Annotated in this window: 23 protein-coding genes; 15 read left to right on the top strand and 8 right to left on the bottom strand. The window is 31.2% G+C overall.

Features of this window, described 5'->3' with window-relative positions:
• Positions 1-42 precede the first annotated feature (42 nt).
• From ABNT22_RS11790 to ABNT22_RS11775, 4 genes are read left to right on the top strand one after another with little or no spacing between them, the layout of a single operon-like run.
• Positions 43-1,365 carry a sulfatase-like hydrolase/transferase gene (locus ABNT22_RS11790; protein WP_348718522.1) on the top strand — a complete coding sequence of 441 codons (1,323 nt, stop codon included), beginning with the start codon at positions 43-45 and terminating at the stop codon, positions 1,363-1,365.
• Between the two features lie 5 nt (positions 1,366-1,370).
• Positions 1,371-2,132, top strand: a complete 762-nt coding sequence (locus ABNT22_RS11785; RefSeq protein ID WP_348718523.1) for a YHYH protein — start codon at positions 1,371-1,373, stop codon at positions 2,130-2,132.
• Positions 2,132-2,725 (top strand): hypothetical protein, encoded by a 594-nt coding sequence (locus tag ABNT22_RS11780; RefSeq protein ID WP_348718525.1) that lies wholly within the window; start codon positions 2,132-2,134, stop codon positions 2,723-2,725. Before ABNT22_RS11785 ends, ABNT22_RS11780 begins: the two co-directional genes overlap by 1 nt.
• On the top strand, positions 2,709-3,368 hold the full coding sequence (locus ABNT22_RS11775) for an SCO family protein (RefSeq protein ID WP_348718526.1): 660 nt from the start codon (positions 2,709-2,711) through the stop codon (positions 3,366-3,368). The genes ABNT22_RS11780 and ABNT22_RS11775 overlap by 17 nt, the downstream gene beginning before the upstream one ends.
• Positions 3,369-3,579: 211 nt before the next feature.
• On the opposite strand, the gene ABNT22_RS11770 is transcribed toward ABNT22_RS11775, so the two are convergent.
• From ABNT22_RS11770 to ABNT22_RS11760, 3 genes are all read right to left on the bottom strand, one after another.
• Positions 3,580-4,434 (bottom strand): hypothetical protein, encoded by an 855-nt coding sequence (locus ABNT22_RS11770; protein ID WP_348718527.1) that lies wholly within the window; start codon positions 4,432-4,434, stop codon positions 3,580-3,582.
• Positions 4,435-4,654: 220 nt separating this feature from the next.
• Complete coding sequence (gene murB, locus ABNT22_RS11765) at positions 4,655-5,662, bottom strand: UDP-N-acetylmuramate dehydrogenase (RefSeq protein ID WP_348718528.1); 1,008 nt, start codon at positions 5,660-5,662, stop codon at positions 4,655-4,657.
• Positions 5,663-6,853: a pyridoxal phosphate-dependent aminotransferase gene (locus ABNT22_RS11760; RefSeq protein WP_348718529.1), complete on the bottom strand. Its 1,191-nt coding sequence runs from the start codon at positions 6,851-6,853 to the stop codon at positions 5,663-5,665. It abuts the gene before it with no gap.
• Between the two features lie 184 nt (positions 6,854-7,037).
• Here ABNT22_RS11760 and ABNT22_RS11755 point away from each other — a divergent pair, with 184 nt between their 5' ends.
• The gene (locus ABNT22_RS11755; protein ID WP_348718531.1) at positions 7,038-8,375 is read left to right on the top strand and encodes a retropepsin-like aspartic protease; all 1,338 of its coding nucleotides are present in this window, start codon (positions 7,038-7,040) and stop codon (positions 8,373-8,375) included.
• Positions 8,376-8,423: 48 nt separating this feature from the next.
• Here the strand turns inward: ABNT22_RS11755 and ABNT22_RS11750 are convergent, their stop codons facing one another.
• On the bottom strand, positions 8,424-8,831 hold the full coding sequence (locus ABNT22_RS11750; RefSeq protein ID WP_348718532.1) for a DUF1573 domain-containing protein: 408 nt from the start codon (positions 8,829-8,831) through the stop codon (positions 8,424-8,426).
• 198 nt (positions 8,832-9,029) lie between these two features.
• Between ABNT22_RS11750 and ABNT22_RS11745 the strand changes: the two genes are divergently transcribed.
• Entirely contained in the window at positions 9,030-11,669 is a 2,640-nt protein-coding gene (locus ABNT22_RS11745) for a valine--tRNA ligase (RefSeq protein WP_348718533.1), read from the top strand.
• Between the two features lie 85 nt (positions 11,670-11,754).
• On the opposite strand, the gene ABNT22_RS11740 is transcribed toward ABNT22_RS11745, so the two are convergent.
• Positions 11,755-12,483, bottom strand: coding sequence for a head GIN domain-containing protein (locus ABNT22_RS11740; RefSeq protein WP_348718534.1), 729 nt, complete (start codon positions 12,481-12,483; stop codon positions 11,755-11,757).
• A 144-nt stretch (positions 12,484-12,627) separates the two neighbouring features.
• On the opposite strand from ABNT22_RS11740, the gene ABNT22_RS11735 reads away from it, so the two are divergent.
• Positions 12,628-13,185, top strand: coding sequence for a lysoplasmalogenase family protein (locus ABNT22_RS11735; protein ID WP_348718535.1), 558 nt, complete (start codon positions 12,628-12,630; stop codon positions 13,183-13,185).
• Here ABNT22_RS11735 and ABNT22_RS11730 read toward each other — a convergent pair.
• Genes ABNT22_RS11730 through ABNT22_RS11720 form a run of 3 tightly spaced genes read right to left on the bottom strand, consistent with a single transcriptional unit; the run spans position 13,182 to position 15,361 of the window.
• Positions 13,182-14,270 (bottom strand): hypothetical protein, encoded by a 1,089-nt coding sequence (locus ABNT22_RS11730; protein WP_348718536.1) that lies wholly within the window; start codon positions 14,268-14,270, stop codon positions 13,182-13,184. The genes ABNT22_RS11735 and ABNT22_RS11730 overlap by 4 nt on opposite strands.
• On the bottom strand, positions 14,257-14,790 hold the full coding sequence (locus ABNT22_RS11725) for a hypothetical protein (protein ID WP_348718537.1): 534 nt from the start codon (positions 14,788-14,790) through the stop codon (positions 14,257-14,259). Before ABNT22_RS11725 ends, ABNT22_RS11730 begins: the two co-directional genes overlap by 14 nt.
• Positions 14,780-15,361 (bottom strand): RNA polymerase sigma factor, encoded by a 582-nt coding sequence (locus ABNT22_RS11720; protein ID WP_348718538.1) that lies wholly within the window; start codon positions 15,359-15,361, stop codon positions 14,780-14,782. Before ABNT22_RS11720 ends, ABNT22_RS11725 begins: the two co-directional genes overlap by 11 nt.
• Before the next feature lie 135 nt (positions 15,362-15,496).
• Here ABNT22_RS11720 and ABNT22_RS11715 point away from each other — a divergent pair, with 135 nt between their 5' ends.
• From ABNT22_RS11715 to ABNT22_RS11680, 8 genes are all read left to right on the top strand, one after another.
• The gene (locus ABNT22_RS11715; protein ID WP_348718609.1) at positions 15,497-16,354 is read left to right on the top strand and encodes a hydroxymethylglutaryl-CoA lyase; all 858 of its coding nucleotides are present in this window, start codon (positions 15,497-15,499) and stop codon (positions 16,352-16,354) included.
• Between the two features lie 6 nt (positions 16,355-16,360).
• A complete protein-coding gene (locus ABNT22_RS11710; RefSeq protein ID WP_348718539.1) occupies positions 16,361-17,173 on the top strand; it encodes a hypothetical protein in 813 nt (270 codons plus the stop codon).
• A gap of 33 nt (positions 17,174-17,206) precedes the next feature.
• Complete coding sequence (locus ABNT22_RS11705; RefSeq protein WP_348718541.1) at positions 17,207-18,760, top strand: bifunctional metallophosphatase/5'-nucleotidase; 1,554 nt, start codon at positions 17,207-17,209, stop codon at positions 18,758-18,760.
• A 134-nt stretch (positions 18,761-18,894) separates the two neighbouring features.
• Positions 18,895-20,091 carry a DUF4856 domain-containing protein gene (locus ABNT22_RS11700; RefSeq protein ID WP_348718542.1) on the top strand — a complete coding sequence of 399 codons (1,197 nt, stop codon included), beginning with the start codon at positions 18,895-18,897 and terminating at the stop codon, positions 20,089-20,091.
• 102 nt (positions 20,092-20,193) lie between these two features.
• A complete protein-coding gene (locus ABNT22_RS11695) occupies positions 20,194-21,297 on the top strand; it encodes an imelysin family protein (RefSeq protein ID WP_348718543.1) in 1,104 nt (367 codons plus the stop codon).
• A gap of 61 nt (positions 21,298-21,358) precedes the next feature.
• Positions 21,359-22,723: an HTTM domain-containing protein gene (locus tag ABNT22_RS11690; RefSeq protein ID WP_348718544.1), complete on the top strand. Its 1,365-nt coding sequence runs from the start codon at positions 21,359-21,361 to the stop codon at positions 22,721-22,723.
• Positions 22,698-25,130: a TonB-dependent receptor domain-containing protein gene (locus ABNT22_RS11685; RefSeq protein WP_348718546.1), complete on the top strand. Its 2,433-nt coding sequence runs from the start codon at positions 22,698-22,700 to the stop codon at positions 25,128-25,130. The genes ABNT22_RS11690 and ABNT22_RS11685 overlap by 26 nt, the downstream gene beginning before the upstream one ends.
• A gap of 40 nt (positions 25,131-25,170) precedes the next feature.
• On the top strand, positions 25,171-26,205 hold the full coding sequence (locus tag ABNT22_RS11680) for a Fe(3+) ABC transporter substrate-binding protein (RefSeq protein WP_348718548.1): 1,035 nt from the start codon (positions 25,171-25,173) through the stop codon (positions 26,203-26,205).
• Positions 26,206-26,234 lie beyond the last annotated feature (29 nt).

The raw sequence follows: 26,234 nt of genomic DNA, 5'->3' as shown, positions 1-26,234 counted from the left end.
AAACCTTTTTAAAAAATGGAGGTCTAATGTAAAACTATTAATATGAAGCTACTCTTTAAACCTCTTACTTTATTGTTCGCAACGTCTTTGTTTTTTGCATGTAGTAGTGATACTGCAACCATAGCAGGAGATAATGAAACTCCAACACCTACACCTAGTACTAAACCTAATATATTATTAATTATAGCAGATGATATGGGGTTAGATGCAACCCCAGGTTTTAACGTTGGTTCTGTGAAGCCAAATACTCCGAATTTGCAAAATATGATTAATACTGGAGTTCGATTTACAAATTTATGGTCGTATCCAACATGTACGCCAACAAGATCTAGTATTTTAACTGGTAAATATGGATTTAGAACAGGAGTAATGAAAGTGGATGATGTATTACCTACAACAGAAACCTCATTACAACAGTTTTTAGAAGATGAAAATGCAGGATATAGTAATGCTGTTATTGGAAAATGGCATTTATCTAATAATCCATCACATCCAACACAAATGGGAATAGACTATTATGCTGGTTTGTTAAGTGGTGGAGTGAGAAGTTATTGGGAATGGAATATAACACAAAATCAAAGTTCTACTTCTTCAAATGAATATACAACCACAAAATTTACTGATTTAGCTATTGATTGGGTAGAGCAGCAAAATCAGCCATGGTTTTTGTGGTTGGCTTTTAATGCTCCACATACCCCATTTCATTTACCTCCTGCTGATTTACATTCACAAGGAAGTTTACCTACTGATGAAGCAAGTATTGATGCAAATCCATTACCATATTACTTAGCAATGATTGAAGCGATGGATGCTGAAATTGGACGTTTACTTGATTCAATGTCTCAAGAAGAAAAGGATAATACAATTATTATTTTTATTGGAGATAATGGAAGTCCAAATCAAGTGGTTCAAGATTATAGATCTAGAAGAGCTAAAGGAACTTTATATCAAGGAGGGGTCAATGTACCAATGATTGTTTCAGGTAAAAATGTAGAACGATTTAATCAAGAAGAAGATCAGTTGTTAAACACGGTCGATTTATTTGCTACCATTTCTGATATTGCTGGTACTGGAACTAATGAAATCAACGATAGTAAAAGTTTTAAAGAATTATTTTCCTCTACAAGCAACTCACAAAATAGAGATTTTGCTTATACAGAACATGGTCAACCTAGTGGTGATGATGAATATACCATTAGAAATGGAAATTATAAATATATAAAGTTTACAGACGGAAGCGAAGCTTTTTATAATCTATCAAATGACTTTTTTGAAGTTACTAATTTGTTAGATAGAACTTTAACCACTGCAGAACAGCAACAACTCGATGATTTAAAAGAAACCCTAAATAATTTAAAGCAATAACTATTATGAAAAACTTAAAAATAACAGCCTTATTAATAGGTTTAATGACAATAGTTTATTCATGTGGATCAAATGATTCTGAAGGAACTAATGAAGGAACGATAGATGAAAAAGTATATGATATAACCCCAATATTATCAAAGTTTGATGGGATTGACGCAATTACATATTCTGTTTCAGGAAACACACTAACCATACAAACAACGAATTTACCAAATCATAAAAGTCCATATTGGGGGGTAGGACATGCAATGTATGAGGCTTATAATGGAACCAATCCTGCTTGGAATCAAAATCCAGGTTCAATAGGAGAGCAAAATATTACTTTTAGAATTCCGTTAAACCCGTCAGAAGCAGATACAAAATCTACTACGCCAATGGGACCTATTGGAGTTTCGAGAAATGGAGTGGTTTTCTTTAATCAATATGCAGCAGGAGGAGCACCCTTAGCAGGAGAAATTAATTCTTTTGACCAATATTTAGGACATCCTGCAAATACACAATATCATTATCATATCAAGCCAAAGTTTTTAACTGATAGTTTTGGAGAAGATGCGTTTTTAGGATTGTTATCTGATGGTTTTCCTGTCTATGGTCCTTTAGAGAATGGAAAAACCATTACAAACGACGATTTAGATGATTACCACGGACATGTTTCTCCAACAGCAGATTTTCCTGATGGAATTTATCATTATCATATCACCAACGAAGACCCATACTTAAATGGTAGTGGCTTTTTTGGAACCCCAGGATCTGTAACTCGTTAATGAAACTTTTGCGAATTACATATATAATTTTACTAACGCTATTTCTAGCTTCTTGTTCAACTAAAGAAGCTAGAACAAATAGTACTGTTGCTGTAATTGAAAGAAATATTTTAGATACTAATTTTCAATTAGTAAATGGAGTATTATTATTTAAAAACGAAGCTTTTTCAGGAGTAGTCAATACCTTTTATAATTCAGGAGAATTAAAGTCAAAATCCGAATATAATGAAGGGAAAAGAAATGGAATGTATCAAGGGTGGTATGAAGAAGGTGCTAAATCTTTTGAGCGTTTTTATACAAATGGCTTAAAGACAGGAAAGCATTTAGGCTGGTATAAAGATGGACAACTTAAGTTTATGTACCATTTCAATGAACATGGGGAATACGATGGTGAAGTAAGCGAATGGTTTCCGAATGGACAATTGCTAAAAATGTTCAATTATGTTGATGGAAAAGAAGATGGACGTCAACGAATGTGGCAGTTAGATGGAAAAATTAGGGCTAATTATGTTACAAAAAATGGAGAACGATTTGGTTTAATAGGATTAAAAAAATGTTATTCAGTAGATACAAAAAATGAAATTATTCAATAAAATTTTAACACTGTTAGTAATAGGTATTTTAGTAATATCATGTCAAGCAAAAAAAGAGGTTGATAAAGAAGTTACTCTCCCTTTTTTTAATTCGGCAGAGTTTACACCAGAATGGATTCATGAAAAGGATGTTAAGTATAATGATATTCATCAAATTCCTGAGTTTTCGTTGATAAATCAAGATGGTGAAGCAATTACCAAAAAGACTTATGAAGGTAAGATTTATGTAGCCGATTTTTTCTTTGTTACTTGTCCAGGTATCTGTCCAATACTTGAGAAGAACATGAGTAAAATTCAAGAAAGGTTCAAAGCAGATAATGATGTTATGTTATTATCTCATACAGTTATGCCAACTAAAGATTCAGTATCTGTTTTAAAGCAATATGCTATTGATAATGATATTGATTCTAAAAAATGGAATTTGGTAACAGGGGATAAGAAACAGATTTATGATTTAGCTCGTAAGGCCTATTTTGCCGACGAAGATTTTGTGAAAACACAAGATGAAGATGCCTTTGTTCATACTGAAAACTTCATTCTTATTGATAAAAAAGGAAGAATTAGAGGTGTATATAACGGAACTATAGCCCTAGATACAGAGCGTCTAATTAGACATATAAAAATATTAAAGGAAGAAGGCTAGTTTTTTATACCTAGCATTTTATTAAATGTTCTCACTTCACATTTATAAAACTTCTTGAACTTAATCCAAAATCTACTCATAACTTATAAACTTTTATTTATTAGTATATCAAAAGTCTAAAATATTACAGAGAGTGGTGAGGAAAAAGAACAAAACTGTTTCTTAAAAAAAAGAAACAGTTTTCATTATTAAATATAATTATTATTAGTTGTTATTTTAAATTAATAAATTCTTCTTCAGATATTTCACCTGAAGCGATTTTTTGAAGTTCTTCACTAAATGAAGAAATATAATCATGAGTTTCTACTGATACATTTTTAGGCTTTTTCACTTCAGATTTAAGAAGTCCTCCTAAAACGTATTGATCATAATAATAAAAGAATACGTTATCAAAATTTCTATTGGTATAGTTGCCATTTTCGGCTATAAGATAACCTAATCTATATGCAGATCTTCTTTGAGATGAAGAACCGTGACTAGAGTTTACAGGACCACCTAAAGTTTGTGAGAAAGTATATCCTTGTGCAGCTGTTGTCCAGTTGCTAGTATATCTTTTTCTTATATAATAACCTCCAAATCCATCTGCTTCTAGTTCTGTAGCGCTCACATGGTTTCTACTCGGAATACCACTTGTTCTAAATTGCACCTGATGTGCTATTTCATGAGCGGCGACATAGGCTATAGCTGCATTACCATAAGTATTGGCATTTGCTAAGAGTTCCTCTCCCCAAACTACATATCCTGCGCTAAAAGAAAGAGCGTTAAAAGTTCCAGGACCAGCAGCATAGTATAATGGTACATTACCCATACCAAATAGACTTGCAGCACTGTCGTGTTGTCCTTTTAAAAAATTTGTTACTGATTGATTCACAAGGTAATTGGCCCAATAAGAGTTAGGTCCGAAACCTTGAACAGTTGCATGGTCAGCATCATCCATGTTCAAATTTGATGGAGAGACTGCGGGGACATCTAAATTTGATACTTCATTTTCGTCAGAAGTACAATTTTGGAATATTAATGAAAAAGAAAGGGCAAAAAAAAATAAAATTGTTTTTGGATTTTTCATAATAAAATTTGTTTAGTTTGAATTATATTTAATAACACTATAATGTTAAATAAATATTAAAATTTTAGAAAAAATATAATAAAAATAAACAATTATTAATTTTTTGTTTGAAAAACAACAAATCTATGATGATAAATTGAAAAGATAATAAGGGCTAGAATTTAATTCTATCAAAGAAACGAAGAAAATTCAATTTTAAGTATCGCTTTCGAAAAGCAAATTAAATAACGTTAACTTCAATTTCTAAATCAATACCAAAGTGCTTTTGAATGGTTTTTTGGATGGTCTGAGCAAGTTTATAAATATCTTTTCCACTAGCATCTCCATAGTTAACCAAAACAAGTGCTTGTTTTTCATGAACACCATACTCACCAAAACGTTTTCCTTTAAACCCGCTTTGTTCAATTAACCATCCAGCAGGAACTTTGATTTCTGTTTCTGAAACTGGGTAATTAGGAATTGCAGGGTATTCTTTTTGAAGTTTTTGAAAGTGTTTTTTAGAAATGACTGGATTCTTAAAAAAACTACCACTATTTCCAATTTCTTTTGGATCAGGTAATTTAGACTGTCTAATAGAAATTACAGCGTCTGAAATATCTTTAATAGATGGATTGTCGATACCCATTTTTGATAATTCAGTATTAATAGCACCGTAAGACGTATTTAAGTGATGTTCGCCTTTTGTTAGCTGAAAACTAACAGAAGTAATAATATATTTACCTTTTACGGTATTCTTAAAAATTGAATTTCGGTAGCCGAATTGACAGTCCTTATTCGAAAATTCAATTAACTTTCCTGTAGCTATTTCGACTGCTTCAACTTTAGTAATTACATCTTTTACTTCAACTCCATACGCCCCTATATTTTGAATAGGACAAGTTCCTACATTACCAGGAATTAAAGAAAGATTTTCAATGCCACCATATCCTTGAGAAATACACCATTGAACAAATTCATGCCAATTTTCACCTGCATTTACCGTTAGGTAAATATCATTATGGTTTTCCCTATCAATAGAAATTCCTCTTAAATTAAGATGCACTACTAATTTATCAATATCAGTAGTTAATAGCATATTACTACCTCCACTAATCAAGAAAATATCTTGCTCTACTTTTAAAAGTTGTTGTAAACTGTAAAGAGAATCGATAGAAACAAAACGCTTGGCATTTACATCAATGCCAAACGTGTTGTATTCTTTTAAAGATATGTTGTTTTGTATATTCAATTAACTATTGTATTGTTGTAAAGCAACTTTTAAAATTTCTACACAACGCTTTAAGTCAGCTTTGTTTAAAACATAAGCAATTCTTACTTGGTTGTTACCTTCTCCTTTAGTAGAATAGAAACCTCCAGCAGGAGCAACCATAACAGTTTCATTATTATGATTAAATTTTTCTAAAATCCATTGAGCAAAATCTTCTGAACTATCAACAGGTAATTCTGCGATGCAATAAAACGCACCTTTTGGATTTGCGACTTTAACACCTTCAATTTTTTGTAATTCAGAAATTAAAGTATCTCTACGTTCTTGGTACTCTTCAATAACTTCGTCAAAATAACTTTGTGGAGTATCTAAAGCAGCTTCACTAGCTAATAAAGCATATGTAGGAGGACTTAAACGCGCTTGTGCAAATTTAAGAGCAGTATTAATAAAGTCTTCATTTTTAGAAACAATACACCCAATTCTTGCTCCACACATACTATAACGTTTAGATACAGAATCAATCATGATAGCATGCTGTTCTATACCTTCCAAAGCCATTACAGAATTGTGTTTTTCTCCGTCGTATGTGAATTCACGGTATACTTCGTCAGCTATTAAAAACAAATCGTGTTTTAGTACAATTTGCTTTAGTTTTTCAATTTCTTCTTCGCTATATAAATATCCTGTTGGATTACCTGGGTTACAAATTAAAATCGCTTTTGTTTTTGAAGTAATTAACTTTTCAAAATCCTCAATTGCTGGTAAAGCGAAGTTATCTTCAATTTTAGAAATAACAGGAACAACTTTTACTCCTGAAGCTGTAGAAAAACCATTGTAGTTAGCGTAAAATGGCTCTGGGATAATGATTTCATCTTCTGGGTCAGTAATACTACCGATAGTAAATAATAAAGCTTCTGAACCTCCAGTTGTAGCAATGATGTTGTTTGCTGCAACATGAATTTCATTTTGAGCATAGTAATTAGCAAGTTTACTTCTGTATTCTTCAGAACCTTCAGAACGAGCGTAAGACAATACTTCGATGGCATTGTTTTTTACTGCATCTAAAGCAACTTGTGGAGTTTTTATATCTGGTTGTCCAATATTTAAATGAAATACTTTAGTTCCATTTTTCTTAGCAGCCTCTGCAAAAGGCACCAACTTTCTAATTGGTGATTGAGGCATAGAATTTCCTTTGTTAGAAATAGAAGGCATTTTAAATATAAATGTTTAGTTGTTTTCAAAGGCAAATTTGCGAAATATAATTGAATTTAAGACAGATAAAAGCATCAAAAAAAGCATAAAAAAAGTAGAGAAATAAGGTTAAAAAAATCTTAAAAAGTTAAATACCCCGAAATTTAATTGTAAATTGAATATTGATATTCTAAACTACTCCCTTTTGAGAAAAAAATTACTTACACTTTTATTGCTTCATGTATGCTTATTAAGTTTTGGTCAAGGAAAATTTCAATTCTTCGGTAAAAAAACTGATAAACAAACTGTTAGTTTTCGTTTAATTAATAATTTAATAGTGATTCCTCTTGAAATAAATGATAAACCTCTTTCATTTATTTTAGACACAGGAGTTAACAAAACTATACTCTTTAATTTGACCCAGAATGATAGTATAGACCTGAAAGAAGTAAGAAAAGTATTTATACATGGTTTAGGAGATGGTGAACCTGTAGAGGCGCTGCTTTCTCGAAAAAATACCTTTAGAGTTAATAATATTGTTAATTCTAACGAAAGTTTATATGTTATTTTAAAAGATGCTTTTAACCTTTCTGCAAGAATGGGAACCACTATTCATGGAATTATAGGATATGATTTACTAAAAGATGTTATTGCTAGGGTAGATTATAATAATAAAAAAGTAACATTTTATAATCCGAAAACATTCAAATACCCCAAAAGATGTAGGAAATGTGAGACTATTCCTTTAGAGTTCTACAGGAATAAACCTTATGTAGATGTAAATGTTGACTTGGTAGATAATGTAAATGATTTACCCGTGAAACTTTTGATAGATTCTGGAGGTACCGATGCTATGTGGCTTTTTGAGGATACGAAAAAGGAAATACGTACTCCCAAAAAATACTTTAATGATGTACTAGGTGAGGGGTTTAGTGGTACCATTTACGGGAACAGAAGTAGAGTAGCTAAACTAAAAATAGGGAAGTATGAAATAATTCAACCAACTGCCGCATTTTTAGACTCAACTTCTACATTTAATGCACGTAAATTTAAAAAACGTAACGGAAGTATTGGGGGAGAGGTGTTAAAGAGATTTAAAGTTTGGATTGATTACCCAAATGGAAAAATTACGTTTAAAAAGAATGCTCCTTTAAAAGGGGGCTTTTACTATAATATGAGTGGCTTACATGTTATTTATAACGGACAAGAACTTATTAAAGAAGAAGCAATTACAAAATTTGCAAGAACTTTAGAAAACAATAATGTTAGTAAAAATAATACGATATCTTTAGTAACTACATTTTTTTACAGATTTAAGCCTTCTTATAAAATAGATAAAGTAGTTGAAGGATCACCAGCAGCTAGAGCTGGTTTAATGGAGGGAGATGTTATTAAATATATCAATGGAAAACCTGCACATACTTATACAATGGGACAAATAATGGAACTTTTTCATTCTAAACCTGATAAGAAGATAAAGTTAAAAGTAGATAGGGGGGTAACACGTCTAAAGTATGAATTCAGATTAGAACAAAGAATATAAAAAAAGACCTGCAATTTGCAGGTCTTTTTTTATATCTAATTAAGTCTTTTATTCACTATCGTTTACAACACTCTTTGCTTTTGCAGGAGTAGCATCTTTAGTAATAAATCCTTTAATCTTTAACATTCTTCTTTTTTTCTTAGCGTTAGACATAATAGTAATCGCTTTAGAAAAACCTCCTGGTCTTTTTGTGTCATAAGAAACCTCAATTTGCCCTTTTTCTCCTGGCATAATTGGTTTTTCTGGCTTCTTAGGAACTGTACATCCACAAGTAGACTTGATATCTTTGATAATTAATGGAGCATCACCAATGTTGGTAAATTCGAAAGTACGTTTTCCTTCAGAACCATATGCTACTTTACCATAATCAATAGTTTCAGTTACAAATTTAAATTCTTGAGCATTAACACTTAATGATAATAAGCAAATAGCTACAAAAGATAATAATGTTTTCATAATCTTAAAATTAATTTAGGGGTTACAAACCGTTACAAATTTAATATTATTTTTTAGTTAATAAAAAAACAACCTCTAGATTTTCTGTACCTCAAAGATAGTTGTATTTTTGCTAATCATTTTTCAAAAATGATGCCAAAGCTGAATTAGGCATTTTTTTGAGATGTAAAAATATACAAAAATAAATAACATTAACACATGAGTATTCCATCAAAATACAGTGCAAAAGAGGTAGAAGGAAAATGGTATGATTACTGGATGAAACATAATTATTTTCATTCAGAAGTAGACGAAAGAGAACCATATACAATTGTAATTCCACCGCCAAACGTCACAGGAGTACTTCATATGGGACATATGTTAAATAATACAATTCAAGATGTATTAATTCGTCGTGCTCGTTTACAAGGTAAAAATGCTTGTTGGGTTCCTGGAACCGACCATGCATCAATTGCTACAGAGGCGAAGGTAGTAGCCAAACTAAAAGAGCAAGGAATTAATAAAAGTGATTTAACACGAGAAGAGTTTTTAAAACATGCTTTCGAGTGGAAAGATCAATATGGGGGTATTATTTTAGAACAATTAAAAAAATTAGGAGCTTCATGTGATTGGGAACGTACAAAGTTTACCATGGATGATGATATGAGTGAAGCTGTTATAAAGGTTTTTGTTGATTTGTATAATAAAGGATATATCTACCGTGGTTTTAGAATGGTAAATTGGGACCCTGAGGCAAAAACAACACTTTCAGATGAAGAAGTAATTTATGAAGAGCGTCAAGGAAACCTATATTACTTACAATACAGTATTGTAGATTCTGATGAGAAAGTTACAATTGCTACTACGCGTCCTGAAACGATTTTGGGAGATACAGCAATTTGTATCAATCCGAATGATGAGCGTTATACACATTTAAAAGGAAAGAAAGCAATTGTACCTTTATGTAATCGTGAAATCCCAATTATTGAAGATGAGTATGTAGATGTTGAGTTTGGTACTGGATGTTTAAAAGTAACACCTGCACACGACGAAAATGATAAGGTTTTAGGAGATAAGCATAATTTAGAGGTAATTGATATTTTTAATGAAGATGCTTCTTTAAATTCTTTCGGGTTACATTATGAAGGAAAAGATCGTTTTGTAGTAAGAAAGGAGATATCAAAAGAATTAGAAGAAAAAGGGTTCTTATTAAAAGTTGAACAGCATACCAATAAAGTTGGAACTTCAGAAAGAACTAAAGCGGTAATAGAACCAAGATTATCAGATCAATGGTTCTTGAAAATGGAGGAGTTGGTAAAACCAGCAATTGAAGCTGTTTTAGGAGAAGATAGAGAAGTAAAATTATTCCCAAGAAAGTTTGAGAATACATATCGTCATTGGATGGAAAACATTCGTGATTGGAATATTTCGCGTCAGTTATGGTGGGGTCAACAAATTCCAGCTTTTTATTATGGAGATGGAAAAGAAGACTTTGTAGTTGCTGAAAGTATTGAAGATGCATTAAAATTAGCTCAAGAGAAAACGGGAAATTCATCATTGTCAACATCTGACTTAACGCAAGACCCAGATGCATTAGATACATGGTTTTCATCTTGGTTATGGCCAATGAGTGTATTTGATGGAATTCGTAATCCTGAGAACGAAGAAATTAAATATTATTATCCTACAAATGATTTAGTGACAGGGCCAGATATTTTATTTTTCTGGGTAGCACGTATGGTAATTGCAGGGTATGAATATAAAGACCAACGCCCTTTCGAAAATGTTTACTTAACTGGTTTAGTACGTGATAAGCAACGTAGAAAAATGTCTAAATCTTTAGGGAACTCACCAGATGCATTAAAGTTAATTGAAGACTATAGTGCAGATGGGGTTCGTGTTGGGTTGTTGTTAAGTTCGGCAGCAGGGAACGACTTGTTGTTTGACGAGACTCTTTGTAATCAAGGGAAGAGATTTGGAGATAAAATTTGGAGTGCATTCAAATTGACAACATTGTGGGAAGTTTCTGAAACAATCGAACAACCACAGTCTAGTAGAATAGCTTTAGATTGGTATCAGGCAAAATTCCAAAAAGTGTTGGCTGAAATTGAAGATCATTACTCGAAATATCGTTTAAGTGATGTTATCATGTCTATTTATAAATTGATTTACGATGATTTCTGTGGATGGTTATTGGAAATTGTTAAACCTGGTTTTCAGCAGCCAATAGATGCAAAAACGTATAAAGAAATAATCGCTTTATTTGAAGATAATCTTAAAATTTTGCACCCTTTTATGCCTTTTATTACAGAAGAAGTTTGGCAATCTATTAAAGAAAGAACTCCAGAAGAAGCGTTAATCATAGCTAAATATCCTGAGACAAAAGAAAGCAAAGAAGCATTAATTGCTGAGTTTGATTTTGCATCGGAAGTAGTTGCAGGAATTAGAACAATTCGTAAGGAAAAGAAAATTTCATTTAAAGAAACAATTGATTTAGTAATTGTTAATAATGAAAAAGTTTCTGAAAATTTTGATAATGTAATTCAAAAGTTAGTAAATATAGAGACTCTTTCTTATTCTTCTGAAAAAGTAGAAGGAGCTTTAAGTTTCCGTGTCAAGTCAAATGAGTACTTTGTACCTATTTCAGCAGATAGTATCAATGTAGAAGAAGAAGTTAAGAAAATTACAGAAGAGTTAAACTATACTGAAGGGTTCTTAAAATCGGTGCAAAAGAAATTGGCGAATGAACGTTTTGTAAATAACGCACCAGAGCAGGTAGTTGCGGGTGAAAAGAAAAAAGAAGCAGATGCTTTAGCGAAAATAGAAACGTTAAAAGCAAGTTTGGCTTCTTTGCAATAAAGATTTCATAGTATTTAAAATATAAAAACTCCAACAAAATATTTTGTTGGAGTTTTTTAATAGCAGTGTTTTGTTTTATAAACGTTTAGTTTCTATCAATAACATCTCCTGAGCCAATAGAGTTTGTATCTACATATTTAGGATTTCCTTTATAGTAAACACTTCCAGAACCAGCAACAGTAGCTTTAATGCGAGTACTTACAGTAGTTTTAACACTACCAGACCCAGCAATGTTCGCTTTTAAATTTTTTGCTTGTAGTTCATAAGCTTTGATACTTCCAGACCCAGCAATAGAACATTTAAAATTGTCTGTTTTACCTTCTATCTTAATGTTTCCTGAGCCACCTATAGAAGCTTTAGTAGTGTCGGCGTCAACATCAGCAATAATACTTCCAGAACCTCCTAGATTTAAAGAAACACTTTCAGCTTTGATTACTTTTTGTGAGGTTACATTTCCAGAGCCTCCTAAAGATATTCCGTCAATTTTATCAAAAGCAACAGTAACTAATAACCTTCTAGTAGTATTAATATTTGTGTTGCTTTTAAACTTAATTTTAAGAGTTCCTCCTTTAACTTCAGTTACGATATAAGGTAAAATGTTTTCTTCACCTTCTAAAGTAATATTTCCTTCTTTACCTTGCACTAGATTAACGTCGAAAGATCCTCCAACGGCTACTTCATCGAAGCTTCCTACAGTTCTTGTTTTGGTAATTACTTTACCATTTCCTTTAATCTTTTTTGAATTCCACCAACTTTGCGAAGTTGCAGTAATTGTGGTTGCAATTAGAATTAGAGTAAGCAGTTGTTTTTTCATTTTTTATTTAAGTTATGTTAAAATTATATTATATATTTATAGACATTACGTATGCCTTTTTACCTTAAAACATATAGCACAGTTTACTTTATAGCTTGTTTTGTATCCTTCTTTTTTATTGATAGGGGAGACCAATTGATGGAAATGACTATAAAAGTTACGGCATTATTGTCTTTGTCCTTTTTATATTTAACTGTATCAAAAAAAATCAATTATTGGTATTTACTTTTGTTGCTAAGTTCTATAGCATCTGATACTTTTTTAATTTTTGAAGACAGTTTTTTACTTTTTGGTGTTTTACTTTTGTTATTAAACAGGGTTTTGTATATAATTATATCTAGAAGGGCACTAAAAGATACTGATATAAAAACCTTACTGTTTTATATGGTTCCAAGTTTTGGCTTGTTTATTATTTTTTATGTATTATTGAGACCGTATTTAGAAGAAATTTCTTCTTCTTTTTTATTACTAGGGTTAACCTCTGCAACAATGATTCTCTTTTCATTCTTGAATTATTTGAACAAAATGAATCTTAGAAACAAATACTTTTTATTGGGTATTTTGTTAATTGTAGTTGCAGATATTTTAATAGCATATAATAAATATCTAGATTACAACTTAGGATATGTAATTGTTTATACTTCTATTTATTATATAGCTCGATATTTAATATGTAGAGCTATGATATTGGAAAAAAGTTAGTCGTTAACTTTTAATGATACACTTCCATATCTTGATTTAACATTAATCGAAGAGTTAGAGCTAGCGTTTCCAAAAGTACCTTCATAATACTTTTTAGTACTCTTTTTAATACTTTTTGTTAGATCTACATTATCATCCGGGTAGCTAAAGCCAGCATAGCCTAAATCCATCTTAAAACTAAAACTATTTGATTCGTTGGTTAGTATTTTTATGCCGGCATAACTTCCGTCGATTGTAACATTTTCAAATCCGTTAGCTAAATTTAAAATTTTAATTCCTCCATAGTCGGTACTAATTTTTAAATTCTTTTTTAAAGTTCCAATTTTCATTCCTGCATAATCAGAATTTCCATTAATGTTAGTAGCTTCATTAATAACGATACTACCATAGTCACAGTTAAAATCAACATTTTCTGAAGTACCAATACGAACAGTTGAATAATCTGAATTTACTTTCGTAGAAGTTGTTGTATTAATTTTTAATTTAGAATAATCAATGTTTACATTCCCCGACTCCATGAAATTAATTTCAGAGGCAGAACAATAATCTAAATCAATAGTATTCGACGAATTTAAAAGTTTATCAATTTCTATTTTACCATAATCACAATTAATATTGGTCTTACCTTCAATTTCATCAAGTTCAATGTTTCCATATTTATTGTGAAAATCTGCATTATTGGTTTTAGGCATTTTTACATAATAATTAATCTGATAGTTGATATTATTATTGCTACCCCAAAAAGACCAATTAGATTTTGTACTTTCTATAGTAGTACGTGCTTCTACTAAGTTTTCAGAAGCTTCAAAAATAACGTCAATACCGTCTAATTTGTCTTCTACTTTACTTAAACTGTTTCCTTTTACAGTAATTTTTACCGTAATGTCAACCTTGTTTTCATTCCATGTAGTAACATTCAAATTACCATATTTATTCTTTAAAAATACAGTTGCGTTCGAGTTTACAGAAAAATTCTTCTTAATGGTTTTTGTTTTTTCGTGTTTTTTTAACCCATTGTTATCATTTGTAGCAAACGAAACAAATGGAATTAACAGAAATAAGAATATAATATTAAATGACTTCATCGTAATTAATTTCAAAATTGTTAGGGTTTTCGTTGTTTTCTAATTGAGATAATAGTTCTTCAAGTAAGGTTAATCTTTGTTGATAGTTTGCTATTATACCTTTAATTATTTGTTTTTTATTTTCGTTCGATTTTAAATCGATGATAAAAGCTTTGTATTGTTCTTCTAGTTCCTCTATTTGGTCTAAGGTGTCTTCAATAAGTACTTCGGTTTCAATAGTTCTGTACTTTTCTATTTCCTTTAATTCTTGGTTTATGGTAGAAACGAAAAAGCTCTCAGCTTCTGCCATTTTAGGTGATACAGTGGTTAAATCAAAGGTTTCCGTTTTTTGAATACTTCCTAAATAAAAACCTAATAATAAGATCACTGAGGCAGCAACACTCAACCATCTCCAAGAGGTTTTCTTGGTGTTCTTTTGTTGTTGTTCTAATTTTCTTTGAAAACGATCTATATGACCTGAATGAGGCTCTAGTATGTCGAAATCATTTTCAGAAAAATAAGTATGTAGTTTATCCTCCATATACTTGTGTTTTATTAGTTTCAGATAATAAAATCTGTTTTAATTTTTTCTTTGCTCTAGATACTGTTGTACGCACATTTTCGTTTGTATAGTTGAGTATTTGAGCTATTTCTTCATAATCATACCCTTCAATTAAATTTAAATTAAGTACGATTCTATAGTTATCTTTTAGTTGTTGAATTGTTCGTAATACATATTTAACATCCAACGAGTTATAATTTATGTTCGTTTCTTCTTCATCAAGGCTATCATTAGAGATAACTTCCATTTTTACTTCGTCGTAACGATTGTTCTTTTTCAGTTGTGTTAAACTTTTATTAATTACAATTCTTTTTAGCCAGGCTCCAAATGTAACTTCTCCTTTAAAGGTGTCTAACTTAGTAAATGCAGTTAAAAAAGCTTCCTGCATGATATCTTCTGCTTCAAATTCATCTTTTAAAATACGAAATGAAGTGTTAAACATAGCCTTATAGTAGCTATTGTACACAAGCATTTGTGCATTTTTATCGTTTAGTTTGCAGCGTTCGATTAGTTGATTAATATGTGTCTTTTTCGACTCTAATGAAATCATTCTATTTAATAGACAAGGATATTTTTGATGTGTGACACTTTTTTATAAAAATAAATAATTTCTCTAATTTGTTGCCAATGAATTAACCTAATATAAAGCTTACAATTTTTAATGATTTTACTTATATTTGGCACAATGGTTGAGAAAGTCAAAATCATAGAGTGTCCGAGAGACGCTATGCAAGGTATTAAAAGTCATTTTATACCGACAGAGGCAAAAGCGAAATATATAAATGCTTTATTAAAAGTTGGATTCGACACGATAGATTTTGGGAGTTTTGTTTCCCCGAAGGCAATTCCGCAGATGAAAGATACTGCTGAAGTGTTAAAAAAGTTGGATTTATCATCAACAATTAGTAAATTATTGGCTATTGTTGCGAATGTAAGAGGAGCAAATGATGCCTCTCAATTTGAAGAGATTCATTATTTGGGATATCCGTTTTCAATATCTGAAAATTTTCAGATGAGGAATACACACAAGACAATAGAAGAGTCTATTGATACGTTAAAAGAAATATTAACCATTGCTGGTAGAGCGAATAAAGAAGTAGTAGCATACTTGTCTATGGGGTTTGGAAATCCGTATGGTGATCCTTGGAATGTGGAAATTGTGGCAGAATGGACAGAACGTTTGTCGAATATGGGCGTAAAAATACTATCTTTGTCAGACACTATAGGTAGTTCGACACCTGAAGATATAACCTATTTGTATTCGAATTTGATTCCGAAATATCCACAAATCGAATTTGGAGCACATCTGCATACAACGCCAACAACTTGGTTTGAAAAAGTTGATAGTGCTTATAAAGCGGGGTGTAAACGATTCGATGGAGCCATAAAAGGATACGGAGGTTGTCCGATGGCGAAAGATGAATTAACAGGTAATATGCCTACAGAAAAATTATTATCATACTTTACTAGTAATAGTATTGATACAAATATAAAACCAATGAGTTTTGAAAGTGCTTACAACAAAGCACTCGAAGTTTTTTAAAGATATATGAGAACTAAAATTTTAATCGCATTATTAACATTTTCTATTTCGATGTTATCGTTTTCTCAAAGTAAAGAGAAAAGGATTGGAACATGGAAAATATATAATGGATATTTAATTAAAAATAGTTCAATAAATAACGATTTGGCTTCCAGGTATTGGAGTGAGTTAAATAAGATTTTTCCTAAAAAGGTTTTAAGAAAGTATATAAGAAGGTTAGTGTTAATGACAGACGGTCCTGATGAAAAAACAGGAGCCTTGGTTTCATTGAGTAAAGGAAATGATAGATGGCAGCTTGTAATTGATGTTGAAGATGTAAATTTTGATTCAAGAGATCGTAGAAGATTATATGAGTCTGTATATACATTAGTGCATGAGTTTGGTCACTTAATAACCTTGAATAAAGAACAAATTAGACCTACTAGGCAAGAAGTAGAAGAGAACGGGTTGTATTTAACACACGAAGGAGAGGCTTACAAAAATAGTTACATGAATAGATTTGTTAACTTATTTTGGAAGAAAGAAGGTTTGTTAGAAGAATGGGATTATATTCAAAAAGAACATTGCTATACAGAAGCGAGTTGTGTTGATAAACTTTCAGATTTGTATATGGATAATTTTACTGAGTTTATTACTGATTACGCGGCTGAAAGTCCAGAAGAAGATATCGTAGAGAGCTGGACTGCTTTTGTGTTACGTCCAAAGATTAAAAGACCAAGAACTACTGCTCAAAAGAAAATAAATTTCTTTTATCAATTTCCAGAGTTGGTTAAGTTTAGAGCTCAAATAAAACAAAATACACGTAAATACCTTCATTAGAATTTGTAATTTTGGCTTGCTAAAAATTACATAATGAAACAAATCAAATATTTATTTTCTTTATTATTAGTTGCTATCTTTTTGGCATGTGGATCTGCTAAAAACGTAACTAACACTTCAGAAGATGCCTTTAAATTTAAACAAGAAGCATCTAAAACGTACTTTTCAATTTTACAATTAAACGATGTATATGAAATAGCACCTATACAAGGAGGTAAGTATGGTGGTATGGCAAGAGTAGAAACCGTGCACCAAGATTTGTTAAAAGAAAGTAAAAATGTAATGCTTGTTTTAGCTGGAGATTTTTTGAATCCCTCTTTAATAGGTACAATGAAAGTAGATGGAGAGAGAGTGAAAGGAAAACAAATGGTCGAAGTAATGAATGCCATGAATTTTGACTTGGTTGCTTTTGGAAACCATGAATTCGATTTGAGCTATAAAGATTTACAAAAAAGAATTAATGAAAGTTCTTTTGCTTGGATTTCTGCTAATGTGTTACACAATGTTGATGGAGAACACCGTTATTTTTACAAAGAACAAAATGGAAGCAAGCACAATCTAGAAGATTCTTTTATAAAAGAATTTAAGAACCCCGATGGATCTATTTTGAAAGTTGGTTTTATAAGTGTTTGTATTCCTTCAAACCCAAAAAATTATGTGTATTACGGAGATATGTATAAAGAAATACAAAGATCTTATAGTGATATTAAAGATAAGGTTGATGTTGTATTAGGATTAACCCATTTATCTTTAAGTCAAGACAAAAGGGTAGCCGAATTATTACCGAATGTACCTTTGTTAATGGGAGGACATGAACATACAAATAGTTATGATAGAGTAGGAAATGCTGTAATAGCGAAAGCAGATGCAAATGCAAAAACAGCCTACATCCATCGATTTGAATTTGATCCCAAAACGAAAAAACTGAGATTCAAGTCTCAATTGAAAGAGATTAATGATAAAATAGTAGCTGATAAAAAGGTAAATGCTGTTGTTAGTAAATGGGAAGATATATTAAAGAATAAGATTCAAGATATCGTTTCTAATCCTTACGAAGTAATTTATACAGCTAAAGAACCTTTGGATGCAAGAGAAACTCCGATAAGAAGTGAACAAACTAATATGGGGGTTTTAATTGCTGAAGCGATGAGTTTAGCGTATAATAACGAAGTAGATTGTGCTTTGGTTAATGGAGGTTCGGTAAGGATAGATGATGAATTGTCTGGAGCGGTGAATGTTGTAGATATTTTTAGAGTTTTACCTTACGGAGGAGCGGTTTTAAAAGTAGATATTAAAGGAAGTTTGTTAAAAGAGGTGTTAGAATATGGACTAAAATCTGCAGGTACAGGAGCATATTTACAGCGTTATAATGTTGTTAAAAAGGAAGGAAAGTGGCTTGTACAAGGAAAACCAATTGATAGTAACAAAATATATAAAGTTGCTTTTTCTGATTATTTATTAAAAGGATTAGATATACCTATTCTTTCAGACAAAGCGGAAGGGGTAATACAGGTGTATCGTCCTAATGATAATGAAATGGCGTATGATATTCGTAAGGCTGTTATTGAACTTCTTAAAAAGAAATAATTTTTAAAACACTGTTAAACAGTGTTTTATTTTTACGTGTAATTTTTATTTAAAATAAATCTTAATAAAGTTTGGAAAAACGATAGAGTTCTATAAATTTGTCGAAAATTTATTAAAACTAAATCTAAATAAAAATGAAAAGAGTAATTCTTTCAATGTTGGCAGTTTCTGCTGTGGTATTAACATCTTGTTCAGATGATGATCCAGTAAATAACGTAACTGCTCCTGCTACATATAAATTTGAGAGAAACGGAAATACAACTGTTAGTTTTTCCGGACAAACAACTCGAATTAAGATGGCAAAAGAAATTGCTGATGCTTTAAAAAACACAGCAAAGACTGAAGAAGATATAGATAAAATGTTTGCTCATGAAGAAGGGAAACCTGATTTTATTGATACATCTTTAAACGCTACAGGAAAAAATGTGAGAAGTAAAACAGCTGCTTCTAATGATTTCTTCAGTGCAAATGCTGTAGATGCAAATGCAATTAAAGGAGAATTTGATTCTTGGATTGAAGAGCAGGTAGATGATGTTTACCCAAATTGGGATGTGAATGCAGTAGCAGGAACAGCGGGTAAATTACAAGAGTCTGGAGGTGGTTCTACAAGATACATTAATGGAAAAGGAGTAGAGTTAAATCAAATTTTTGCAAAAGGTTTAATCGGTGCTTTAATGGTAGATCAAATGTTAAATAATTACTTAAGTACGTTAGTCTTAGATGAGGGAACAAATGTAGCTAAGAATGATGCTGGTACTTTAGAAACAGGTACTAATTACACTAAGATGGAGCATAAGTGGGATGAAGCTTACGGATATTTATATGGAGGTGAAGCTAACCCTGCAGTACCTGTATTGGATGCGGATAGCTTTTTAAATAAGTATTTAGATCGTGTAAATAAAGACTCTGATTTTGCTGGAATTGCGACAGAAATTTACAATGCATTTAAATTAGGTAGAGCAGCTATCGTTGCTAAAAATTATAAAGTTCGTAACGAGCAAGCTGAAATTATTCGTGAGAAAATTTCTGAAGTAATTGCTATTAGAACGGTATATTATTTACAATCAGGAAAAGGAGTATGGGCTACAGATAAGGCATCTGCGTTTCATGATCTTTCGGAAGGTTTAGGTTTTATTTATAGTTTACAATTTACTAGAAAACCAAATTCTACAGAATCTTACTTTACAAAAGCTGAAGTAGATGGGTACATAAATGATTTAATAGGTACAGGAAATGGTTTATGGGAAAATACTACACCTGCAACGTTAGACAATATTTCAAACAAGATTGCAGCTAAATTTAACTTTACTGTAGCTGAAACAGTAAACTAAGTAATAGTTTTATCTAATAATATTTCATAAAAAGTAGCTAACGATTAGCTACTTTTTTTATATTTGCATGTCTTTTATTTAGAATAAATAGAAATAAAAATTATGTTCAAAAAAATTATTCCTCTACTAGTACTTGCAGTTACTATTTATGCATGTAGTAGTTCAAGTTCAGATGATGTAGGACCTACAGATAATTTTGATAGAAAAGCAATGCTAACAAACTTAGCAGATAATATTATCGTTCCTTCTTTTCAAGATTTTAATAGTAAATTGATTGTTTTAAAAGGAAAGGTGGAAGCGTTTAACAATGCACCAAGCACACTTACTTTAGAAGATGCACGTACTGCTTGGTATCAAGCATATAAATCTTGGCAATGGGTAGAAATGTTTAATATTGGAAAGGCCGAAGAAATTGGTTTTGTGAATCACTTTAATATCTATCCACTTACCGTAGCCGATGTTGAATCAAATATATCTAATGGAGGGTATGATTTAGCTCATCCAAATAATCATGATGCTCAAGGGTTTCCTGCCTTAGACTATTTGTTTTATGGAGTGGCAGCAGATGATAATGCTATTGTAGCTAAATATACAACAGATACTGACGCAGCAAAATACAAGATGTATTTAACAGATGTTGTTGCTAAAATGAGTGAAGTAATGACTACTATTGTAAATGATTGGAATGGTGGTTACAAAGTTTCATTTGCTAATAATTCAGGAAATACAGCAACCTCTTCATTAAATAAATTAGTAAATGATTTCATTTACTATTATGAAAAGGGATTAAGAGCAAACAAAGTAGGAATACCAGCAGGTAATTTTTCAGCAACAACTTTACCAGAAAAGGTAGAAGCGTTTTATAAGAAAACATCTTCAAAAGAATTAAGTTTAGAAGCATTAACAGCTGTTCAAAGTTTCTTTAATGGAACAAAATTTAATGCTGTGAGTTCAGGTGCTAGTTTTAAAACTTATTTGGAAGCTTTAAATAAAGGAGATTTGGTTACTAAAATTAACAATCAATTCGGTTTAGCCAAAACTCAGATAAATGGTTTAAATGCTAACTTTTATGAGCAAATAAACACAAACAACACGGAAATGTTAAAAGCATATGATGAACTGCAAAAAGCAGTAGTGCTGTTAAAGGTAGATATGTTACAAGCCTTTAATGTAAGTGTTGATTATGTGGATGCAGATGGAGATTAATATACAATAAGATATTTGAAAGCTGCCTGTAATATGTAAACAGGCAGTTTTTTTATATAAGATGACATTCAATAAATACTTTTCAAAATATACAAGTGCCGCTCCTTTAGCGGTTTTTCGTATTTTATTTGGAGTGATGATGACTTTAAGTATTATACGTTTTTGGTATAATGGATGGATTGAAAAACTTTATTTAGAACCTACTTTTCACTTTTCTTTCTATGGGTTTGAATGGGTAAAACCCATTGGAAATTATACCTATTTGCTGTTTGTTGTATGTGGAGTTTCAGCAATCTTTGTGGCATTGGGACTTAAGTATCGATTGGCCATAATTTCATTTTTCTTGAGCTTTACTTATATAGAATTAATGGATAAAACTACCTATTTAAACCATTATTACTTTATAAGTTTATTGAGTTTTCTTTTAATATTTTTACCTGCAAATGCCTATTTTTCTATAGATGCGTACAAACGTAGAAAAGAGTATTTAAACATACCTAAATGGTCAATTGATAGTATTAAAATTATGCTGGGAATTGTTTATTTCTATGCAGGTTTAGCAAAGTTAAATTCAGATTGGTTGTTTAGAGCACAGCCTTTAAAAATTTGGCTGCCATCTAAATACGACCTGCCCATTATAGGAAATAATATAATGCAACAAGAATGGTTTCATTATGCAATGAGCTGGTGTGGAGCTATCTATGATCTTGCAATACCATTTTTACTACTTTATAAAAGAACAAGATTACTAGCTTTTGGATTGGTTGTTTTCTTTCATGTATTTACAAGGGTGTTGTTTCCTATAGGGATGTTTCCCTTTATAATGATCGTTAGTACGTTGATCTTTTTTGATGCTTCTTTACATATTAAGATTTTAAACATCTTGAAGAAAATTTTATCCATTTCAAATGGCAAGCTTCAACAAATTAATGAGTATAAACTCTCTTCTATACAAAGTAAAATACTAGTTAGGTTTATTGCAACTTTCTTACTGATTCAGGTATTATTACCATGGCGCTATTTATTATATCCCGGAGAATTGTTTTGGACAGAAGAAGGCTTTAGATTTTCATGGAGAGTTATGTTGATGGAAAAAGCGGGTTATGCAAATTTTAAAGTAGTAGATGCTGAAACGGGGAAGTATTTTTACGTAGATAATTCTGATTTTTTAACATCTTTTCAGGAAAAGCAGATGAGTTTTCAACCTGATTTCATTTTAGAATATGCGCATTATTTAGGAGATCATTTTAAAAAAGATGGTCATGAAAATATTGAAATATACGTAGAAAGCTTTGTAGCTTTGAACGGAAGAGCAAGTCAACCATATATTAATCCTAAGATAGATTTATACAAACAAAAAGAATCTTTTAAACATAAAGATTGGATATTACCTTTTAATCATGAAATTAAAATTAAAGGAATTTAAATTAATAGTTTTTATACTATTTGCATGTACATCGACCTTAATAGGTCAACAGAAAGTATCGGGAATAATAACTTCTGATACTGGGAAAAAATTAAATAAAGTTCAAGTTTATCTGAGTGGAGGTAAGTTTTTGACGGAGACAAACTCAAAAGGATATTATGAGTTTCTAACCGATAAGAATAAACTTAGTTTACTATTCTATTTAGATGCGTATAAACTAAAGGAGGTAGAGATAGAAGTTAATGATACTACTTCATTTGATATAGTATTGAATTCTTTTTCAGAAGAACTTTCTGAAATTGTTATAAATGCGCAAAGGAAAAAAGTATTTGAGCTTACAAGATTAAAAGATGTTGAGCAAACTGCTATTTATGCAGGTAAAAAGACAGAAGTTGTTTTGGTAAATCAGGCAACAGCTGCGTTGGCATCTAATAATGCAAGACAAATTTATAGTCAAGTAGCAGGGTTAAACATTTTTCAAAATGACGATGCAGGTTTACAATTAAATATTGGAGGACGAGGATTAGACCCTAATAGAACTTCTAATTTCAACACACGTCAAAATGGATATGATATTAGTGCAGATGTATTAGGATATCCAGAAAGTTATTATACACCTCCAGCAGAAGCACTGAATGAAATTCAAATTGTTAGAGGAGCGGCATCTTTACAATATGGAACGCAGTTTGGAGGACTGGTTAATTTTGTCATGAAAAAGCCAAACCCAAACAAAACTTTTGAAATTTTAACCAGAAATACGGTAGGAAGTAATAACTTATTTACCAATTTTACAAGTATTGGTGGAACTTCAAACAAAGTAAGCTACTATGGATATTATAACTACAAGCAGGGAGATGGTTTTAGACCGAATTCTGAATTTGACTCAAAAAATGCGTTTGTACATTTAGGATATGAATTTTCGGACAGAACCAAGCTAGAAGCAGAAATTACGTACTTGAAATATTTAGCACAACAAGCTGGAGGTTTAACAGATGCTATGTTTGCTGATAATCCATTTCAAAGTAATAGAGCGAGAAACTGGTTTCAGGTAGATTGGTTTCTGTATAATTTGAAATTGTCACATCAATTTTCTGAAAACACTAGTTTTACATTTAATTTCTTTGGGTTAGATGCTTCAAGAAAAGCATTAGGGTTTAGAACTAACAGAGTAAGTCAAGTGGATAGTGGAGAAGAAAGAGATTTAATAACTGGAGATTTTAAAAACTTTGGATTTGAAGCTCGTTTATTAGATAAATATACCATTTTTAATAAAGATGCGACTTTCTTAGTGGGAGCGAAATTTTATAAGGCAGAAAATACATCAGTACAAGGGCCTGGAACCAACGGAAGTGATGCTAACTTTACTTCAGCTTTAGATACATATCCTGATTATTCATCACAATCAAACTACAACAACCCAAATCAAAATATTGCCATTTTTGGAGAAAATATCTTTTATTTGAATGATAAATTATCAATAACTCCAGGGGTACGTTTTGAATATATAAAAACGGAAAGCGATGGTTTCTTTAAGAGAATAAATAAAGATGGAGCTGGAAATGTAATATTAAACGAAACTGTAACTAGTAATGAATCAAACGAGCGTTCGTTCGTTTTATTAGGATTAGGAGCTAGTTATAAACCAAATAATTCTATTGAATTTTATGGTAATGTTTCTCAAAACTATCGTTCTGTAACTTTTTCAGATTTAAACATTGTGAATCCATCATTTACAATTAATCCTAACATTTCAGATGAAAAAGGATTTACAGCGGATTTGGGAATTCGAGGAAACTTTAAAAGGCTAGTTTCGTATGATGTTGGGTTGTTTGGATTATTCTATAACGATAGAATAGGATTGGTATCTAAAGGACTTGCAGACGGTAGAGTAGTACAAGAAAGAGGAAATGTAGGAGATGCACGTATTTTAGGAATAGAGAGTTTATTTGATGTTAACTTGAAAGAATTATTTAGAATAAACAACGATTTTAGCTTCAATTATTTTGCGAATACTTCTTTTATTAACTCCAAGTATACCAAATCGCAAATTAACGGAATAGAAAATAATCAAGTTGAATTTGTTCCAGATTTAAACTTTAAAACAGGAGTAAGATTTGGATATAAGAACTTCCTTTCTAGTTTTCAATACACCTACTTATCAGAACAATTTACAGATGCTTCCAACTCTGTAGTTCCAAGTTTAAGTGGAGTTAATGGAGTTATTCCTGCATATAGTGTATTTGACGTATCGTTTTCTTATAAATACAAGATGTTTAAATTAGAAACAGGAGTTAATAACTTGTTGGATGAAAAATACTTTACCAGAAGAGCCACAGGATATCCAGGGCCAGGAATTATTCCTTCAGCTCCAAGAAACTGGTATGTTACTTTACAAATCAAAATTTAATAATTAAGAAATCGCTTTTAGGCGAAAAACCATTTTTAAGATGAGAAAAATATTTTCAGCATTCCTTTTACTAGTGGCATTTGCAGCTTGTAAAACAGAGCAAAAGAAAGAAGAAAAGAAGCAAGAAGAAGTAAACGTATATACACACCGTCATTATAAAGCAGACCAAGAATTGTTTGCTCAGTTTGAAAAAGAAACAGGTATCAAGGTAAATGTGGTAAATGCGAAAGCGGATGAGTTAATGCAAAAGATGACAACAGAAGGAGAATTATCTCCGGCAGATGTCTTAATTACTGTAGATGCTGGTCGCTTAGTAAGAGCTAAGAAGAAAGGATTGTTACAATCGGCAACTTCTGAGTTTTTAGATAAAACGATTCCTACACATTTGAAAGATGTTGATAATAACTGGTTTGCATTAACAAAAAGAGCAAGAGTAATTGTATACAATCCAGAAAAAGTTAAGCCAGAAGATTTATCAACTTACGAAGCGTTAACAGAAGATAAATGGAAAAACAAAATATTGATCCGTTCTTCAGGGAACATTTATAATCAATCATTATTAGCATCAATTATTGCTAATAACGGAGAAGAAAAAGCAACAGAATGGGCAGAAGGAATGGTTGCCAACATGGCACGTTCTCCAAAAGGAAATGATAGAGATCAGGTAAAAGCTGTAGTAGCAGGAGAAGGAGATGTAGCGGTTGTAAATACCTATTATATTGGAAAGTTAGTAAACTCTAAAAACCCTGAAGAAGTAAAAGCAGGAGAAGGAGTAAAAATATTCTTTCCTAACCAAGATGATAGAGGAACGCACATTAATGTAAGTGGAGCAGGAGTAGCTAAATATGCACCAAACAAAGAAAATGCGATTAAGTTTATTGAGTTTTTAGCAAGTAAAAAAGCGCAAGAGGTTTTTGCAAAAGCTAATTATGAATATCCTGTAAACAAAGAAGTTGAACCATCTGATTTATTAAAGTCATGGGGAGATTTTAAAGAAGATACCTTATCATTAACTAAGCTGGGAGAAAACAATAAAAATGCAGTGTTAGTTTTTGATAAAGCAGCATGGAAATAATCAATATCTTTGTAATCCATTAATGTATG

It is taken from the genome of Tenacibaculum sp. 190130A14a (genome assembly GCF_964048965.1).
In the GTDB taxonomy this organism is placed as follows: Bacteria; Bacteroidota; Bacteroidia; order Flavobacteriales; family Flavobacteriaceae; genus Polaribacter; species Polaribacter polynesiense.
This window is presented reverse-complemented; position numbering and strand designations above follow the sequence as displayed.

Coding starts and splice junctions, on each gene's coding strand:
- ABNT22_RS11790 (WP_348718522.1), top strand. CDS start 43: ATGAAGCTACTCTTTAAACCTCTTACTTTATTGTTCGCAACGTCTTTG.
- ABNT22_RS11785 (WP_348718523.1), top strand. CDS start 1,371: ATGAAAAACTTAAAAATAACAGCCTTATTAATAGGTTTAATGACAATA.
- ABNT22_RS11780 (WP_348718525.1), top strand. CDS start 2,132: ATGAAACTTTTGCGAATTACATATATAATTTTACTAACGCTATTTCTA.
- ABNT22_RS11775 (WP_348718526.1), top strand. CDS start 2,709: ATGAAATTATTCAATAAAATTTTAACACTGTTAGTAATAGGTATTTTA.
- ABNT22_RS11770 (WP_348718527.1), bottom strand. CDS start 4,434: ATGAAAAATCCAAAAACAATTTTATTTTTTTTTGCCCTTTCTTTTTCA.
- ABNT22_RS11760 (WP_348718529.1), bottom strand. CDS start 6,853: ATGCCTTCTATTTCTAACAAAGGAAATTCTATGCCTCAATCACCAATT.
- ABNT22_RS11750 (WP_348718532.1), bottom strand. CDS start 8,831: ATGAAAACATTATTATCTTTTGTAGCTATTTGCTTATTATCATTAAGT.
- ABNT22_RS11745 (WP_348718533.1), top strand. CDS start 9,030: ATGAGTATTCCATCAAAATACAGTGCAAAAGAGGTAGAAGGAAAATGG.
- ABNT22_RS11740 (WP_348718534.1), bottom strand. CDS start 12,483: ATGAAAAAACAACTGCTTACTCTAATTCTAATTGCAACCACAATTACT.
- ABNT22_RS11735 (WP_348718535.1), top strand. CDS start 12,628: ATGACTATAAAAGTTACGGCATTATTGTCTTTGTCCTTTTTATATTTA.
- ABNT22_RS11730 (WP_348718536.1), bottom strand. CDS start 14,270: ATGAAGTCATTTAATATTATATTCTTATTTCTGTTAATTCCATTTGTT.
- ABNT22_RS11725 (WP_348718537.1), bottom strand. CDS start 14,790: ATGGAGGATAAACTACATACTTATTTTTCTGAAAATGATTTCGACATA.
- ABNT22_RS11720 (WP_348718538.1), bottom strand. CDS start 15,361: ATGATTTCATTAGAGTCGAAAAAGACACATATTAATCAACTAATCGAA.
- ABNT22_RS11715 (WP_348718609.1), top strand. CDS start 15,497: ATGGTTGAGAAAGTCAAAATCATAGAGTGTCCGAGAGACGCTATGCAA.
- ABNT22_RS11710 (WP_348718539.1), top strand. CDS start 16,361: ATGAGAACTAAAATTTTAATCGCATTATTAACATTTTCTATTTCGATG.
- ABNT22_RS11705 (WP_348718541.1), top strand. CDS start 17,207: ATGAAACAAATCAAATATTTATTTTCTTTATTATTAGTTGCTATCTTT.
- ABNT22_RS11700 (WP_348718542.1), top strand. CDS start 18,895: ATGAAAAGAGTAATTCTTTCAATGTTGGCAGTTTCTGCTGTGGTATTA.
- ABNT22_RS11695 (WP_348718543.1), top strand. CDS start 20,194: ATGTTCAAAAAAATTATTCCTCTACTAGTACTTGCAGTTACTATTTAT.
- ABNT22_RS11690 (WP_348718544.1), top strand. CDS start 21,359: ATGACATTCAATAAATACTTTTCAAAATATACAAGTGCCGCTCCTTTA.
- ABNT22_RS11685 (WP_348718546.1), top strand. CDS start 22,698: ATGAAATTAAAATTAAAGGAATTTAAATTAATAGTTTTTATACTATTT.
- ABNT22_RS11680 (WP_348718548.1), top strand. CDS start 25,171: ATGAGAAAAATATTTTCAGCATTCCTTTTACTAGTGGCATTTGCAGCT.